Origin of the sequence: uncultured Tateyamaria sp. (assembly GCF_947503415.1) — a bacterium.
Lineage (GTDB): Bacteria > Pseudomonadota > Alphaproteobacteria > Rhodobacterales > Rhodobacteraceae > Tateyamaria.
On sequence record NZ_CANNDS010000001.1, the window covers coordinates 427,944 to 444,953 of the forward strand.

Consider the following 17,010-nt stretch of genomic DNA (forward strand, 5'->3'; position numbering starts at 1 on the left):
ATACCTGCGGTTTGGAATGGAGACGGTTGGTGATTTCCAAGGCACACACATCCTCACATGTGTCCCGCTGCGCCGATGGATGAACATCATTCTACAAGCCAAGCGCGTTTCGGCGTTGCTGAAACGCCCATTCGGCGGCCTCTGCCTTGCCGCTGCGCAGGGCGCGCATTTGATAGGCACGAATGAAGGCCGTGATGTCACGGTCACCGAAGCGCTTTTCGCCCTGCAGCCAGGCCTTCATGTAGCCATAGATGGAGAACAGGGTGCCCGTCACATAGGGTCGCTGCCGCACCGAGCGGTAGAGCGAACTCAACATGAAAAACAGCGGATGCGCGCCCAGATGGAACTGCCCTTTGCCATGGCGGATGCGCCCGCGATAGATGCTTTTCTGGCTCGACCCCATGGGGCGCAGGTGGATGAATTGCAGTTCCGGATCATTCCAGCTGACGGCGCGCCACCCAAACCAGCGCGCACGGTGGCAGTCATAGCCGTCCCAGCCCACTTCGGCGACAAAGCCGCCAATCTCTTCAAAGCAGGTACGGCGGTAGAATTTCGTCATCCCGACCGAGGCTTCATCACCACACAGCTCGCTTTTGCGCTCGTTCGTGGTGGGATGCATATAGTACGCCTTGCCCGAGGCCGTTCCAAGGCGCGGGTCCTCAGCCATGCGGTCCAGAAGGGTCTCGAAATAGCGTGGCGGCAGGTCCAGATCGACATCGAGCTTGCACAAGTAGTCGTAGTCGGTCACGTCAACGGCCGCGAGGCCAGTATTGAACGCCTCGATCACGCCACCACCCACCCGCCGGTCACCCTGCGGCCGGTTCACGACCTTGATATATGGCATGTCCGGCAGGTATTTTTCGATAATCTGAACACTGTCGTCGGTAGAGCCATCGTCGACAATGACCCATTGTACCGGTGGCACCGACTGGTCCCGGATCGAGATAAGCGTCTTTTCAATAAAAGCCCCTTCGTTCTTGCAGGGCGAGATCAGGATATAAGTCATGGAATCCGGGTTATGTTTGCGGCAAAATTGTATTTTCAGCGTGTATATATAGTTGGGTTGCTACAAGATCGGGCGGACAAAACAAATTCTATTCCGCCCCTTTGGTACGCATATTCTTGAAAGATGGTGATTTCACGACATGACGCAGGCAGATGCAGAGCTTTTGGAGGTCCTCCGAAAGGTGGAACGGGACTCTTTGGCCTGGTCTCTGGACCAGCTTCACCCCGGCAAGGGCGCGCAGCGGCTGATGTTTCTCAACGCGCATGGCGTCAACTGCGCGGCTGAGAACACCGGTTTTCGTCAGCAGGTGTTGCACAGTGAGTTTCTGCTGCGCGACGGGGTCGGGCTTGCCAAAGGGATGCAGCGACTGGGGCTGCAGGAGACCGAGAACCTGAATGGCACTGACCTGATCCCCAAGGTGCTGGCGCACCACAGGTCTGCGCGTCTGGCGGTCTGGGGATCCTCCGAGGAAGCCTTGGAGAAACTGGGCGTGCGGTTGCGTGAAGACGGGCATGATGCGCTTGTGTCGCTGGAGCACGGGTTTCATGAGGACGCGTTCTATGTCGAGAAGTACCGGACGCTTCAGCCTGATATTCTGGTCCTGTGCATGGGGATGCCCCGGCAAGAATTGTTGGCAGGCAAGCTTTTGTCGGACAAAGGCGACGGTCTGATCATCTGTGGAGGCGGCTGGGCCAACTTTCATTCCGGCCACATTCCCCGCGCACCTCTGTGGGTACAACGAATGCGGTTGGAATGGCTGCATCGACTCAGCCGCGAACCGCTTCGGTTGGGGCGGCGATATACAATCGATATTGTGAGATACTTCATGCACATCAGGCGGCTGTCGCAACGCGCCTGATCCCTTGCAATGGCGCTATGGTGCCGGGAAATAGGTTTGGGTCTTGCCCTGCATGCGATAGAGCAACATGCCGAGCCATTCCTTGGCGGCCGTATCCGTCATCGCCAGCCCTTCGGTCAGGGGATATGTATAGAGAGGGTCAAAGGGCGGTATCCAGCGAAAATCGACCGGGTATGGGATTGGCTCAAGCCCTTGAGCGCGAAACACACCGATCGCACGCGGCATCCGGTGAGCTGACGTGACCAGCCACCATGTCTTGTCCCGATCCGCACCGATCACGCCCATGGCGTTGGTCACCCGTTCATGCGTGCTCAGCGAGTCCGCATCGATGGTGATCCGATCCTCGTCCACTCCAAATTCCATCAATATACGCCGCATTCCGTCCGCAGGCCGTGTCGGTCTGGGATGACCGCTGCCGCCGATCAGGATCAGCTGCGCATTAGGATATCGCAGGGCCAGCAAAGCCGAGATTGGCACGCTGTCGCCTGCTTCGGTCAGTTCCATCAAGGCACCGGTTGTTCTGGACGAAACTTCGTTGACGCCGTCGCCGGTCACGATGATACCAAAAGGGGCCGAGACCGTTTCAAGGTCCGGCGGAGCAAACCGGGACACAAGGGGCGCCATCAGCAATTCCCCGGCAGAGCTATAGCCAAAGGTCAACAGCCCCACGGTTCCCAACAGGGCCGCACTCATCCCCAATCGCCGCCAGCGCAGCAGCATGAGGCCAAGCCCCAGAACAATCAGCAAGACGAGTGCATTGGACGGGGTTGTCAGAAAGACAAATACCGTCCGCATGGTTCAGTTCCGCCCGTTCTTGAGGTCCGCAGGCAACCGGCTGACCGAGATCAGATGATCGACACGGCGGGCAAACGTCGCTTCAAAGCAATGTGTCCGGGCAAAATCGCGCCCCTGCCAAGCGGCGGCCTGCAGGGCCGAACGATCCGCGTGTAGCGTTGCAATGCGCGCAGCCAGCGCATCCGTGTCATGGATCGGCACAGCCCAACCGGTGCCCGACTCCCGCACGATCCCGGCAAAGGCTTCGTTGTCATAGCCGACAATGGGCACGCCGCAGGACATGACTTCGGGATAGGTGCTGGACGGATCACCCTGCGGATGGCAGCAGATGAAAATGTCCGCTTGCTCTTTCAAGTAGGGGATCCAGCCGGTGTTGAAGTCCACAGGGGGATGCAGCGTGACCCGGTCTGTCAGCCCGCCGGTGGCGATTTGACTGCGCAACGTGTCTTCCAAATCGCCGCTGCCATAGATTTCCATACTGTAGGGCACGCCCAGCCGATCCAAGGCTTGTGCGATCGGCGGCAAGTCCAGCACACCCTTCATGGCAATCAACCGTCCGCCGAAAACCAGACGCAGCGGGCGATCTTGCGCCAAGCTCGCGCATTTGGCCTCAAGTGCCGCGTCGTCCAGAATATCGTCTGCGTGCACACGATTGTCGAAGAACAAAAAAGGATTGGGCGCCATAGGACCATAGAGATCGAATGTAGGTGTCCCACTGCATTGCAACCCGGCGGCATGGCTTTTCAGGATCGTCTGGCGCGTGCGTTCGGCCCCAGAAATCCAGAGCTTGCGGCGCAGCCGCAACAGCGGGTTCCGGGTCCCTGCATCGACGATCTGTCGTTCGGTCTTTGGCGCATATTCGCTGACCATGACGATCGGCAGTCCGATCTTGTGGCAAAGAGCGGCGGTCTCGGCTTCGTCCGGTGCGAGATGGGCGAGAGCAACCGCGCCCCGTGACAGCCGCTCGGCCAAGGCCTCGGGGTCCGTCGGACGGACTTCAAGCCCTGTGCGCAAGCTGTCAGGATCGGACTCCACCAGATCCATGTTTGAATTGGCCTCGGTTTCAAGATTGACCAGCGTTGTGACCGGGCCGGGCCAATAGTCGGCATAGATATCGACCCCATCAAGATATTTCTGCGTCAGGATCAACCCACCGCTTGGGCCGCGATGCGCCCGAAGACTGGGCAGGGCGATCAGCTCTGTGCAGGGCGCTGAGGTCATGAGATCAGATCCAATGTGCGCAGCAGGTCGTCAACATCAATTCGGAACCCGCCTTGCGCCGGACGGCCCACAGTGAATGCAAATGTGATATTACGCCGATCCGTAAATTCCTTAAACGCCATGGCAAAGCGATCCGGCGGTTGCAGCACCAAAAAGGCGCCGTTGTCGGCAATGGAATAAATTGCGTGGCCCAACTGACTGCCTTCAACGCTGACAACAATCGGCGTGTTCAGGCAGCGACGCGAGATCTCCTCGGGGCTCAGCCCCGCCGGTTCGACCACGTCAAAGCCAAGTGCCGCCAAAGCGGCCTCGACCTCGGCCTCGTTGGTCACAACGCGCTGTTCGCCTGTCGCACCACGCTTCAGATAAACACCCGGTGGAGGTGCGGCTCCTGCGTCGGGCAGGTTGGCGCGCAGGCGGCGACGCAGCTCGGCATAGCGTTCGACTTTGGACGCGTTGTGCGCAAAATCCTTGTAGATCGTCAGCCGCTTGATCCGCCCACGGGTGATCTCCTGGGGGCGGGGCATGGACAGCAAATCGCGATACCCTTCTTCGTGGCCATAAGTCTTGGTGCGCATCTGGATGACCTGATGGTCTTTGGCAGGCAACATCTCAAGCGGCAAGGACGCACGCATGAATAGCCCGAAGAAATTGCTGGACGCCCAATTGGAAACCAAATGCGCTTCGTCCAAGGATACGGACGGACCAGCGCCGCCCCCGGTCAGATGCTGAGGACCATATCCGGGATGCTCTTTTGCAGAACCGCAATACAGAAATGCGCCGGAGATTTCGGCGTTTTCGATCAAAAAGGCTTCGGAAGCCGCGTGAACCGTTGGCCCACCTTCGAGAAATGGCCGTTCACTGTCCCAATCGCGCCATGGCGACAAGGATACGACGTGGTCCAGCGCGTCTTCTAGGTAAACCGCAGGCGGGCTGTTGATGGTTTCGGCAGGGCTAATTTCCCAGCGACGTGTGGCCAAGTCAAAAATATCGGCACGGCGTCCGGAAACAAGCCGCTTTATTCCCCATTTCATGAGTGCCGTGTTTACGGCCATTTCGGATATTCCATTAAAAAGGCAAACCTAATTTCGCGTCAAAGTAGTGTTTTATCGTCTATATTCGGTCAGTAATGCGCATTCTTGCGTTGGCCTTCTAACAAGGTGCCCAACAAACGCAATTAAGCAGCATAGGGGCTCGATACCAAAATTGTAAATACAGGTTTCCCCTACCCACGGAGTTGTGTGGCACGGTGGAATTCTGCGCAAGTGTCTGTCCGTCCCATGGCTTGCCAATAGCCCGAAAACGGGGTTCTTGGGTGCATGACAGGTACAAATGACACGTCGTATGGTCAGGCAGTTGCGGACAGATCAGGTCTGTGGCTGCCCATCTTGATCATCGTGTTGTGTTGCGGGGTAGAGATCTGTTTGCAGGTTGCCGCCCGTGCCGATCTTGCGCCGCGGCTGCGTGCCACGACCTTTGAAAACGGGGCATTCTGGGCAGGTCTGCTGTGGCGCTGGCAGCCTAACTACGAGCTGCAGCCATATATAATGTTTCTAAGCTATGGGTTCCTGCACGGTGGCATCATGCATCTTGCGGTGAACATGATCACACTTTGGTCGCTCAGCCTAGGCGTTCTGGATCGAGTGCGACCGAGCGGATTTGCGGTGCTGTATTTCGGCGCGATGATCGGAGGGGGCGCGGCCTATGCAGTACTGACCACGACACCTGCGCCGATGGTCGGGGCCTCGGGCGCATTGTTCGGCCTTGCCGGAGGGTTGTTGGCTTGGGACTATGTGGACCGATCCACGCGCAAAGATGCGCTTCGCCCCGTGGCCCGTACCGTGGGGATTCTGATTCTGCTGAATGTGGTGATGTGGTGGGCGCTGGACGGGCATCTGGCATGGCAGGCCCATCTGGGAGGCTTTGTCGCCGGCTGGATTTTGGCCCTTCTGATCAACCCGCATCCACTGGTGCCGGACTTGGACGACAACGGCTGACGCTAAAGGCTCGGGATGCGGCGGGGTGCTTTCGTACGTCCGGTCAGCTTGTTGAACAGGCGCCGCTTGAGAGACAGAACAGGCAGCTGTTCGCAATCTCGATCAAAGGTCACTCCGTTCAGATCCTGATCATGCCATAAGGCCAGCGCCACGCCCCATTTCGCGGCCACTGCGGGGTCAGTGCCATCGGGCAGCCCCATCTCGGTTTGCAATGCGCCGGGCACCCAGTCATTGATCAGGATGTCATGGAACCTGTCGCCCAAATCCCGCACCATGGATTTGGTCAGAATGCGGCAAGCCCCCTTCGAGACCGAATAGGCAGAGGCCAGATAGGTGGGATCATTGCCTGCGAACGTGGCCACGTTGATGATCCGGCCCCGCCCGCGCGGGACCATGCGTTCAAGCGCCAACATGGCGCAGGTCAGTGTACCACCCAAATTGATGTCCATGACGTGCTGAAAGCTTTCCGGGGTCTCGTCCAGAAAATCGCGATGTGGATAGACGGCAGCGTTATTGAACAGGATGTCCACCGGTCCCAGCTCGGCATCGATCCGATCGAATGCCGCGCGCAAAGCAGCCATATCACTTACGTCCGCAAGCACTGGCAAAACAGTGCCGCCGTTACTGGCCGTTTCGGTCGCCAAAGTCTCCAGGTCGACCATCTTTCGACCCAAGGCCGCAACGCTCAGTCCCTGTGCGGCCAGTTCCAAAGCCAAGTGTCGCCCAAGGCCGCGCCCAGCGCCCGTGACAACTGCGACCTCGGGAGCAGGCAACGCCTCGGGCGGCATCGCGGGCGAGGTCATGGCACTATTCTGCTGCGACATCCGGTGCGTCCTTCTGATTGACAGCTTTCGCAATGAGATCCCCAACCCGCAGGGCATTGGCGGCGATCGTCAGGCTCGGGTTGACCCCCATTGAGCTCGGCATGAACGATCCGTCAGCCACGTAGAGATTGTTGAGATCATGGGTGCGGCAGTCCGGTCGCAGCACGGACGTGGCCGGGTCTGAACCGAAGCGCAAAGTGCCCAAGGGGTGACCGAAATTGAGCACTGGCTGGAGTGATACAAGAAAAGACACGTGTTTTCGAAACGCTTTCCGAAGGGCACGGCGAAATGCTTTGCGGCGTTTGAGAAGCTCCGGGTGGTAACTGTATTCGAACGTCAGGACTTCCGGGTCTTCAGAATTCAGGACAACTCTGTTCTCCGGATAGGGGAAATCCTCCATCATGCCGACAAAGACTGCTGCTTTGCCGAAGACGCGGCTGGCGATGAAAGCTGGCACCCGGATCAGCCCCCGCAAGCGGCGAAACCGGCGCAGGATCGACTGATCGAATATCCGTCCCATGTAAAAGACAATGTTGCCATAGCTCACATCCAGCCCGATCGACTGGACCAACCCGAACCGCTTGCCCGGGGCGGTGTAGAGATCACGCAGAGAGATGGCCTTGCCAAAGGGACCTGTTTTCGCGGACCGGGTCTTGGGCCACAGAACAAACACCTCGTCGACATGGAACATCAAGCCCCGCCCAACCCAATCGCTTGAGTTGGCGCAGCCTCCAGCGGAGTGACTTTGGGACGCGAGCATGAGCCGGGCCGACCCCAGAGATCCGGCACAGAGGGCATAGCGCGTGCCTTGCAGTGTTGCTTCCTCTCCGTTGCAGTTGACCCGCAGGCCGGTCACCTGTGCCCCATCCTGCAAGATCTCGCGCACATCGCAATTGTCGAGAAGCGCCGCATGCCCGGTGTCCAGGGCTGGCACAACGCCAGCGGAACGGCCGTCCATCTTGCAACTCCACGGGCACTTCTTTCCAAAGCATTGCCGGCAAGTCTCCGGGTACTTGACTGCCACGTGTAACCGGTAGGGATGCAGGCCGCTCTCTTCCATCTCGCGCATAAGCGCGAGGTCTGCGTCCGACGCCGCGATAGGGGGCTTCAACCCTTTCGGAACAGGTTCGCGCGACAGGGGATCTGGTGTTCCGCACAAATGCAAAAGCGCGCTGGCTTCATCAAAATAGGGTTGGAATGCGTCAAAGCAGACAGGCCATCCTCCGGTTGGGTGCGGCAGCTCGGAACTGTCATCCATGTCATGACGCTCGGGCCGTTCCAGAGCCGCGGCATAAAAAGTCGACGAGCCTCCGACGCCACTGCCGTATGGACCGAAAAACCGGGTGGCTATGCCGCCCAGACGGGATTCCGATTGCTTTGGCCACATGCCTCGGAGCTGCCGCGCTTTTGAGGTCACGGGGCTATTTTGTCCGGTCTGGCTATCCATGGCGTAGCCCGCAGGCCCTTTTTCAACAAAAAGCACCCGTAACCCGTGATCCGTCAAACGCCGGCCAAGCAATCCGCCACCCAATCCGGCCCCGATGATGATGACATCCCAGGATTGGGACCGGGCGTCAGAAAGGCAAACTGTCTGCATGGCTTATTCTCTTCCAAGAACCGGTCTGAACACATCCCGCAGGATCAGCGCCCCGGTATTGGTGACGTGGTTGTTGTCATAATAATAGGGAGTGCCGTCGAAAATTGCTTCGCACCGGGCGTCGGAACAAAGTCGTGACCAAAGTTCCAGCACGGTGACACCGGGCGTTTGGGCAACCCGCTCCAGGGCCGCGTCGACACTTGCAAACCGGTCTTGCAACGCGGCGCGAGACGTTTGCCCGGATGATGCAGCAAGCGTGGCGGTATCGGTTCTGCCGAAAGCCAGCGCACGCGCTGCATCGCGCGTGGAATAATCGAAGATTTCCGGCACCTGCTGAAGCACGAACAGCTGGTCAACCTGCGGGGCCAATGTTTCCGTAGTCAGTGCCAGCGCTTCGGTGAACAGGTCCTGCTGGGTCTGGGTTGTATCCAAGGGGCCGCCGGGATGCGCGGACAGGGTGATCCAATTGTGGCTATCTGCCCCGATGCCGGTGCCTTCGGCGTAGTAGCTCCAGCGTCCAATCATCAAAAGTCGCTGGATCGACGGTGTGGCCGCCAGTCCTTCGGCCACGATCTGTATGGACTGCGCGCAAAATGCCTCTTGCGCTGGGGTCGATACCAACTCGTCTTTCACCACGCCCATCAGAGGCGGGCAGCCTGCATGCCAGATGAGCAGCCCGGGTTCGTTGGCTTCGGAGGCGGCCAGCTCAAGCCCCTCCTTGAAGGCGCGAGCATGGCTGTCGCCCCAGACCAGAAACTCCGGCGGGCCGTCAGGGCCAATCGGGCAAATCTCGATACCGGCCCAAGCCCCGTCCTCGGGGCGGGTGCAGCGGGACCAGTCCTGAATGAAGCCACGGGTGGCGGAAATGAAAGGGCGTGCCTCGGTCGGAAAGCGGCCTGGCAACCCTTCGGAAAAGGCAAAAGATAGCGCGGTACAAACCAGGGCGGTCGCAGCCGCGCCATAGCTCGCCACCAGGCGCCACCCCGGTAGAGCGCCCCGGCGGAAAGGCGTTTCCACATATCTCCAAGACAGCCAAGACACAGCGATGGCGGTGGCAAACAATATCGGGATTTGCCACAGAGTCGGAACAGCCCCCTGAAAGTTGTGCAGAAGCGTCACCATCGGCCAGTGCCACAGGTACAGCGAATAGGAGATGAGCCCAAAGAACAGCGCCGCGCGGCTGCACAGGATACGGTTGACCAGGTTGTCATCCTGACCGTTGAGGATGATCAAAACCGCGCCCAGAACCGGGACAAACGCGTAGAGACCGGGAAAGTGATCACCCGCCTCAAACAAGAAGATGGCGGAAGCAATCAAGGCAATCCCGACCCAGCTAAGCACGGCATGCACGCGCCAGCTTAGGCCCCGGCGATACCCGACGATGGCCAGACATACTCCGGCCAGAAGTTCCCAAGCGCGGAAAGGGAACAGGTAGAACGCACCCGGCGGCGAGATGCTCATCATCCACAAGCAGGCCAGCAGAGACAGCACACCCAAGCCCATCAACAGGGCGAGCAAATGCACACGCCAGTGCGCCAAGCCAATGAGCAGCAGGGGCAGAACGATATAAAACTGCTCCTCCACAGCCAGCGACCAGGTGTGCAGCAAAAGTTTCAATTCGCTGGCCTGATCGAAATAGCCGGCGCCGTTGAAGTAATGCACATTCGCCAGATAGACGGTCGCGGCAACAAGTTCCTGCCCAAACTCTCGGAAATCGAAGGGCAGAAGTATGAACCAAGCTCCGATCAGCGTGGCCAATGCCATTACAAGATAAGCCGGAGCCAATCGACGGATCCGCCGGGTAAAGAATGCGCCCAGTCGGATTTTCCCAGTGCTCTCCAGTTCCGCCCAAAGGATGCCACCGATGAGAAATCCCGAGATCACAAAGAAGATGTCGACGCCAACAAAACCACCGTCCAGACCTGCCACGCCGAAATGGTACAAAACCACGGGCAACACAGCCACGGCGCGCAATCCGTCGATCTCTGGGCGATAGCGTGCATGCGGGGTTTGGTTCACGTGCCGAAGTCCACGTCAGAAGGGCGGTTTATCATGTGTTTGTAAGGAAAATTCTAAAAACATGCGGATGATCTAACAGGTTTGCAGACCAAGACAAGCATCCGACGGCGTGGGCCGGAAGAGTTCTCCACAACCGCGGTTTTCAGGTCGCATGTGCCGGCGCGGACCCCGATGCGCACACGCGTTCAGCAGTTGATTGCCAATGGGGCCTGTGTCAGTTTCTTCGTCACTAGAATACTTGGCGATTTGCAATGTAGTCAAAGCAATTGAGCCTGAACCAATTGGGCAACAGTTTTATTGTGGCGATGTGCGCCACCTAAATTTATGTATTTTTTTCAACCCGTTGAAGGGTATCAAAAGGATATGATCAGGCGTCTTAACTCGCCGGTGCGCGGGTCTCAGTTTCCGCAAACTGCTTTAACTATCGGAGGCATCAATGGTGCGCCATATCCCATTTAATCGCCCCAGCCTGATCGGGAATGAGATCAAATATATTCGGGACGCGGTGCGGCTCGGGCAACTGGCCGGTGATGGGACCTATACTGGCAAGTGCCAGGATGTGATCTGTACGCTTACGGCTGCGCGAAAATCCCTGATCACCCATTCCTGCACGGCAGCACTCGAGATGGCGGCTGTCTTGTGTGATCTGGGGTCAGGGGACGAGGTCATCATGCCGTCCTTCACCTTTGTCTCGACCGCAAATGCCGTTGTTCTGCGCGGGGCAACGCCGGTTTTCGTCGATATCGACCCCCTCACGCTCAATATGGATCCAGCAGAGGTGGCCAAACACGTCACGCCCCAGACGCGAGCGATTTTTGCCGTGCACTATGCCGGCTTTCCGGCGGACATGGACGCGCTCGCTGAAATCGCCAAGGCGCATGATCTGATGTTGGTCGAAGATGCGGCTCAAGCACTAGGCGCGACGTACAAAGGGCGCCTCGCAGGCAGTCTTGGGGATATGGCGACCCTGAGTTTCCACGAGACCAAGAATATCATCAGTGGTGAAGGCGGCGCGCTAACGCTGAACCGGGAAGACCTCTTTGAGCGCGCCGAGATCATTCGCGAAAAAGGCACCAACCGGTCGCAGTTCTTTCGTGGGCAGGTCGACAAATACACTTGGGTTGATGTGGGGTCGTCCTATCTCCCTGGCGAACTGATCGCCGCGTACTTATTTGCGCAGTTAGAGGCGCACAGCACGATCCTGGCACGGCGGCAGGCGATCTTTGATACGTATATGGAAGCCTTTGCTCCATTTGAGGAGCTGGGAAAGATCACGCGTACCAAAACGCCCCCCCACTGTGTGGGCAACGGGCACATGTTCTATCTGCAGTTGCCCGATCTAAAGGCGCGCACCCGTTTCATCAAAGAGATGGGTGAGCGGGACATAAATACGCCTTTTCATTATGTCCCGCTGCATAGTGCGCCTGCAGGGCTGAAATTTGGCCGCACCACCGGGCCGTTACCGTGCACAGATCATGTGGCAGATACACTGGTGCGTCTGCCGATGTACTTTGATCTGGGCCCCGACATCGAAACGGTGATTGGTGCGGCCAGCGAAATTCTGCAGACGCTCTAGGTGTTACCCCACCTCGGTTGCGCCGAGTGAGGCAGGTTCTGGCCTCAGATCACCCTTGAAATCGGTATGAGCATTAGGCTCTGCCAAAGCTTCGCCCAAGGCGGGCGAATTCAGTGCTGGCATCCAAAGGGTCGCCATATCGGTGGGGTGCGCAAACTGACTCGCCAACGGCGTAGACGAGTTACGATATCCCCGATACCGGGGCTCGAAGGCAGATATGGCCGTCATGGGTTCATACCGTCGACCTTGCGCCCCGAGCGCAGGCGCATGGATCAGGTTGTTGCGCGCGACTACACTGCTGAACCCAATTGAATCCCGCACTTCGGCCGCTGACACATTCGTGAGGTTCACCAGCGTGTTGTTGTAGAACAGAACCGGCGTCGCCTCGTTGGCAGGGTTGCCTTGCCCGCCGCCTTCCATCCACAAGAAACCACCCTGAATCCCAGCGTTGAAACCACCGATCGAACCGCTGTCATGCGACACCGGTGCAAAGATGCCAACGTTGTTGCGGATCGTCGTGCCGCCATGGCTGACCTCGAAAATCGCCCGGGACTGGAAGCCCGCTATCAAGACACAACCCTCGACCAGCGCGTTGACAAGGCCACGCGCCGTGCTCGGATTCTGGCTGTTGACAGACATCGGTGTCCAGGCAGCTTCCATGGCGCAGGATTGAACGTTCAGACGGGCTCCCGCATGCGGGGCCGAAGTGTTCCATCGCACACAGGGTTGTGTGGCCGAAATAGCGCCCCAACGCGCCCATCCGTTGAGTGAAAACAGATCACAAGCACTGATGACAGATCGCCAGGGGTCAGTGATCCGGATGGGTGCGTTTGGTTCGTTGGTCCGATCTCCGCCTGCTTGCGCATTTGGATTCTGGGCGATCCGGCAGCCGGTGATGGCGTGGCTCGACTGAGAGGCTTCCAGAATGCCGTACCCACCCCATTCAGTGATTACGCAGTCATTGTAGGTCGCGACCCGGTTTGTGATGCCACGCCCCGAAGGCCAGTCACTGCCATAAAGTGTGATGCCCCAACCTGTGAAATCGCACGCATCAAAGGTCACGCTGGTCGGGCCGTTGCCGCCAGCGGCAACCTGATAGAAGGTCAGTCGCACACCGGATTCGTTGATCGCGTTCCACTGACCGCGGAAATCAATGCCGGAGAACACCGTACCGCTCATAGCGGACCCGGAGTTGGCGAGGGAATTGTCGTAAAAGACGTTTGATTCCTGGCTAGCATAACCCGTGGCTTGCACAATCGGTTTGGCTGCATCGCTTGTTCCGGTGCTGGGGCGGGCTTCCATACGAAGACTGACGCTCGAAGCACCGGATGGTTGATAAAGCGCAACATCAGAGGGCGAGAGGGTATAGCTCTGGCCGCGTTCCAGCATGATCCGGCTGGCGCGTCTGGCTGTTGCCATGACGTTCCAAGCCGCCCCAATGCTGTTGAACCGCAACGCGCCGCTCGGGGCATTGGCAAAGGAGCCCGAGGGATCGACAAAAAGCGTGGCCGTTCCGGTGTAGAACGTGTCGGGATTGCCCACGGTGACAGTGGTGACCCCCTGCCCCCATTTGCCCGAAGATGGCTCAAGCACCGCCACGCGTACGGTATAGCTATTCGCTGACCGATAGGTGTGCGCGCCCAGTGGACCACGCATGTAACGGCTTGAACAGCGATTGCCCCCGTCCGTATCATCCATGGAGATAACCTGGGTCGGAGCTTCGAATGTGTAGTCTTCCCCAAAGTCCCAGAAGATGACCTTGTCATGATAGCTGGGGTCGTACTGACCCACCGGAAGCGTATTGGTGTCAAAGCCTGACAAATCGACGTCAAACATCATTCCCTCAGGGGCAATTTGATGTTCGGAGCGCTGCACGTTGATCGCGACGTTTGTGCCTGGCGCAGCGGGCTGATCCCAGACAGTTCCACCGCCTTCAACTTGCCCCCATGTGTTGACTGTGACGCCGCCGATTGTGACAGCCGTTCCTGCCGAAAACCCGGAAAATGCAATATTGGGCATGATCTTATACTCCGTTGTAGACGACGGTGGTCATGGACGCGCCATGCTGCCACGATTGTGTGCCGCCATCAATTTGCAAGGTGCTGGTGAAGGTGCTCGCGGGCACATCTTCCGCCGTGGCAAAAGTGCTGCCGAAAAACGCGGTGAGCCGTGAGCCCTGGGAGGTCGTGCCGCTCCAGGTCTCGTTGCCGTTCATTCTGTCCGAATAGCCTGAGACGAATGACAGAACGAGGTTTTCGGAGACGGTTGGCGCCACAGACGTAGACAAAAGGCTCGCATCCGCGGTTTGGTCTCCGTCGGCGGCCACTCGTGCACCACCCGATACAATTGCACCCACGAAGATATGTCCGTTCGAGCTTGAACCTCCCAGATTGACATCAACAGAAGCGCTTGCCGACCCGGCGTTGGTCAGAACCAGTTCGTAAAGATACCCGCTTGTCTTGTTGCCGTCCGATCCGGCCGCAGCGCTGGCAATCAGCGTCATCGCCTGCCCGTCTATGGTCAACGAGACTGGGGCCGAGGCACTGTCTGAGCCATAGTGGATCAGAACCGTGTCTCCTGCGGTGCCCGCAGACAGGTCCATGGTTTCTGATGCCGTCGACGAGTTGTCATAGTTGGCGATTGGCGCAGGTTGGAAGAATGTGGGCGTCGTCGCTGAAGGTGCCGAAGGCGCTTCTGCAATCTCGACGCCATTTGATGCCGCATCGATTGTGTTTGCCCCTTGCGTCGCTTGCGCCGTTACCCTGAGTGTAGACTCGGCGTCAGCCGCACTAATCAGCAGTGTCGGATTGTCCGGGTCCCTTGTATCGACCGCATTGGCGCCATTGGTTGAATAGCTTACGGACAGATCCCCAAAATCCGGATCATAGGCGAAAAGGGCTGGAACAATGCTCAGCGTCTCTCCGGCCGTCGGGGTGCCGTCGCTAGTCAGGATGGGTGCGACCAGAGGTACCGCCCCGGCTTCAAGGCTACCTGCATTCACGTTGTACATGCCATCATAGCGGTCCAGTGAATCATCGACAGGAAAGCTCCGCCCGTCATTGCCTTCGATTTGCAATGTCCCGTCGCTGCCCAACACGATGTTGAACGCGCCCGACAGAGCGGCGATGGCCACGCCGTTCGACGAGGTGCTCGTGTCGTTCGCCCCTTGCGTGGCTGTTGCAGTCACGGACAGCGTCGTTTCAGCATCGGCAGGGTCAATCATCAGGACGGGTGCAGCTGGATCACTGGCATTCACGGTGCTTGCACCGTTTGTGGCATAGTTCACCGACAGCGACCCAAGAGCCGGATCATAGGCAAAAAGGGCCGGAGCAATGGCCAGGATTTCTCCGACCACTGGGTTACCGTCCGCAATCAGGACGGGCGCGACCAATGACACCGCACCGGATGCAAGGGTACCTTCGGCCACGCTATAGGTGCCGTCGTAACGGCCTTCTTCCAACGTGAAGCTGCGCCCGTCATTGTCTTCGATCTGCAATGTCCCATCGTTGCCAAGCACGATATTGAACGTGTCGGGCAGAGGTGAGGCTGTGCGGAAACGGCTGTAGAAGCGCTTAAAGTTGCCTTGATCGTCTGTGATCTTCTCTCGGACTCGATAGTCGCGACCAGCTTCAAGAACCGCGGCACCGTCGTAAGCGGACCAATCCGCCAAATCAGTGCGCACCTGACGCAGTACAGACTGAATAGCGCCTACGTTTGACGCGTAGTCGCTGCCCCACGTCACTACTTCGTCCAGCGTTTGACCTTCCGTGAGATTCTGGTCGATGGAAGGACGTCTGCCGGTAATCTCCGGCACTGCGGGGATCTCCACACCGTTCGAAACGCTGTCTACGGATGCACCGCCCTGTGTTGCATTGGCCGTCACAACCAACGTCGTACCAGCATCAGCAGCATCCGCGACCAGCGTCGGCGTATTTGGATCACTTGCATCAACAGAACTTGCGCCGTTGGTAGTATAGCTGACGGCAATTTCCCCAAACGCGGGATCACAAGCAAAAAGCGCGGGCGTAATTGTCAGCGTCTGACCAACATCCGGTGCTGCAGTCGCGTTCAACACAGCATCCACAAGTGCAACTGGACCAGCACTCAGGTCCGCCACGCTATACGTACCGTCGTAGATGTCTGCCGGGTCATCCAGTGCAAAACTGCGGCCATCATTGCCGATAATGTCCAGAAGACCTCCAGCTTTCAGTGTTGTGGCAAAGAGACCCTGTTCGTGCACAGCGTCGATAGAATTTGAAGCAGCGCTGCGCGCGCCGTTGGCGCCAGCCACGGTTTCGATCAACTGCAAGTCTTGATCCGCATCAGCCGCGGTGGGCGAATACTCGGGCGCAGTGGCGCCGGGAATGTCGATCCCGTTGCGCTGCCAGCGATAGCTACGTGTGTGGCCGCTGTTTTGATCGTCATGCGCCCAAAGACCGGGCGCGGTAAGACGCAAAGGTGCGCCGGGCACAGCCTGTTCGATCTGCGGGGCACGAACATTCAACAGTGCATTGGAAAGCACGTCACTTTGAACCGGATAGATCCCGCTGTGGGTCACCGGGCCGAGGATACCGACAATTGTGATGCCAACCCCAGCTGTCAGTGGCAGAAAATAGTCGGGTTCGACCGTTTCAAAAACCTGAACATTTAAGGTTCCGGGAGATTGTGCCTGGCTCAAGCCAAGACCGATAGCCATTGAACTCATTGGAAAAGCTCCATGATATTTGTTGTGGATTTTCCTGTGGCCCAGGCACGGCGTAAGCGGATCGGAACAACCGAGCATGCAGCGTTGAACATGGATGCGGCATCTTCGGCGAACGTTATCGCGCACACAATCCAACTAAACGCTTCATTCAGGGCGCGGCTGGGAATTTCCAGATATTCCGCGTCGTCGTGAGGTACAGGGGGGATAGCGGTCGCAAGACGTTGTAGCGACGTCTGCTGCGCCGAAAAAATATCGGTCATGTAGAGGACTCCGCATTGGGTTCCGAAGAGCGCGCCGCTGCCAAGCGGGCGAAAAGGATCGTTCATGCCGTGATCCACTTCAGGGGTGCTGCCCACTGAAAATGCGTATCATCGGCGCCCCAGTAGAGACCGAAATTTGGTTAAGATGATT

13 protein-coding genes are annotated in these 17,010 nt (G+C 58.3%); 3 read left to right on the top strand and 10 right to left on the bottom strand.

The features are described 5' to 3' along the window. Window positions 1-91: 91 nt before the first annotated feature. Complete coding sequence (locus Q1A32_RS02170) at window positions 92-1,006, bottom strand: glycosyltransferase family A protein (protein WP_299648864.1); 915 nt, start codon at window positions 1,004-1,006, stop codon at window positions 92-94. A gap of 139 nt (window positions 1,007-1,145) precedes the next feature. On the opposite strand from Q1A32_RS02170, the gene Q1A32_RS02175 reads away from it, so the two are divergent. Next, the gene (locus Q1A32_RS02175; RefSeq protein WP_299648867.1) at window positions 1,146-1,865 is read left to right on the top strand and encodes a WecB/TagA/CpsF family glycosyltransferase; all 720 of its coding nucleotides are present in this window, start codon (window positions 1,146-1,148) and stop codon (window positions 1,863-1,865) included. Window positions 1,866-1,880: 15 nt separating this feature from the next. On the opposite strand, the gene Q1A32_RS02180 is transcribed toward Q1A32_RS02175, so the two are convergent. From Q1A32_RS02180 to Q1A32_RS02190, 3 genes are read right to left on the bottom strand one after another with little or no spacing between them, the layout of a single operon-like run. Next, window positions 1,881-2,660, bottom strand: coding sequence for a YdcF family protein (locus Q1A32_RS02180; RefSeq protein ID WP_299648870.1), 780 nt, complete (start codon window positions 2,658-2,660; stop codon window positions 1,881-1,883). Window positions 2,661-2,663: 3 nt separating this feature from the next. Continuing rightward, window positions 2,664-3,881, bottom strand: a complete 1,218-nt coding sequence (locus Q1A32_RS02185) for a glycosyltransferase (RefSeq protein WP_299648873.1) — start codon at window positions 3,879-3,881, stop codon at window positions 2,664-2,666. After that, window positions 3,878-4,915, bottom strand: coding sequence for a glycosyltransferase 61 family protein (locus Q1A32_RS02190; protein WP_299648876.1), 1,038 nt, complete (start codon window positions 4,913-4,915; stop codon window positions 3,878-3,880). Before Q1A32_RS02190 ends, Q1A32_RS02185 begins: the two co-directional genes overlap by 4 nt. Window positions 4,916-5,200: 285 nt before the next feature. On the opposite strand from Q1A32_RS02190, the gene Q1A32_RS02195 reads away from it, so the two are divergent. Then, window positions 5,201-5,878, top strand: coding sequence for a rhomboid family intramembrane serine protease (locus Q1A32_RS02195; RefSeq protein WP_299648879.1), 678 nt, complete (start codon window positions 5,201-5,203; stop codon window positions 5,876-5,878). 2 nt (window positions 5,879-5,880) lie between these two features. Here the strand turns inward: Q1A32_RS02195 and Q1A32_RS02200 are convergent, their stop codons facing one another. Genes Q1A32_RS02200 through Q1A32_RS02210 form a run of 3 tightly spaced genes read right to left on the bottom strand, consistent with a single transcriptional unit; the run spans window position 5,881 to window position 10,318 of the window. Then, a complete protein-coding gene (locus Q1A32_RS02200) occupies window positions 5,881-6,702 on the bottom strand; it encodes an SDR family NAD(P)-dependent oxidoreductase (RefSeq protein ID WP_299609903.1) in 822 nt (273 codons plus the stop codon). Further along, window positions 6,686-8,299 (bottom strand): GMC oxidoreductase, encoded by a 1,614-nt coding sequence (locus tag Q1A32_RS02205; protein WP_299609901.1) that lies wholly within the window; start codon window positions 8,297-8,299, stop codon window positions 6,686-6,688. Before Q1A32_RS02205 ends, Q1A32_RS02200 begins: the two co-directional genes overlap by 17 nt. A gap of 3 nt (window positions 8,300-8,302) precedes the next feature. Continuing rightward, window positions 8,303-10,318 carry an acyltransferase family protein gene (locus Q1A32_RS02210; protein WP_299648882.1) on the bottom strand — a complete coding sequence of 672 codons (2,016 nt, stop codon included), beginning with the start codon at window positions 10,316-10,318 and terminating at the stop codon, window positions 8,303-8,305. 436 nt (window positions 10,319-10,754) lie between these two features. On the opposite strand from Q1A32_RS02210, the gene rffA reads away from it, so the two are divergent. Next, window positions 10,755-11,894, top strand: a complete 1,140-nt coding sequence (gene rffA, locus Q1A32_RS02215; protein WP_299648885.1) for a dTDP-4-amino-4,6-dideoxygalactose transaminase — start codon at window positions 10,755-10,757, stop codon at window positions 11,892-11,894. A gap of 3 nt (window positions 11,895-11,897) precedes the next feature. On the opposite strand, the gene Q1A32_RS02220 is transcribed toward rffA, so the two are convergent. From Q1A32_RS02220 to Q1A32_RS02230, 3 genes are read right to left on the bottom strand one after another with little or no spacing between them, the layout of a single operon-like run. Next, window positions 11,898-13,913: a hypothetical protein gene (locus tag Q1A32_RS02220; protein ID WP_299648888.1), complete on the bottom strand. Its 2,016-nt coding sequence runs from the start codon at window positions 13,911-13,913 to the stop codon at window positions 11,898-11,900. Window positions 13,914-13,917: 4 nt separating this feature from the next. Further along, on the bottom strand, window positions 13,918-16,599 hold the full coding sequence (locus tag Q1A32_RS02225; protein ID WP_299648891.1) for a hypothetical protein: 2,682 nt from the start codon (window positions 16,597-16,599) through the stop codon (window positions 13,918-13,920). Then, complete coding sequence (locus tag Q1A32_RS02230) at window positions 16,596-16,925, bottom strand: hypothetical protein (protein WP_299648893.1); 330 nt, start codon at window positions 16,923-16,925, stop codon at window positions 16,596-16,598. The genes Q1A32_RS02225 and Q1A32_RS02230 overlap by 4 nt, the downstream gene beginning before the upstream one ends. Window positions 16,926-17,010 lie beyond the last annotated feature (85 nt).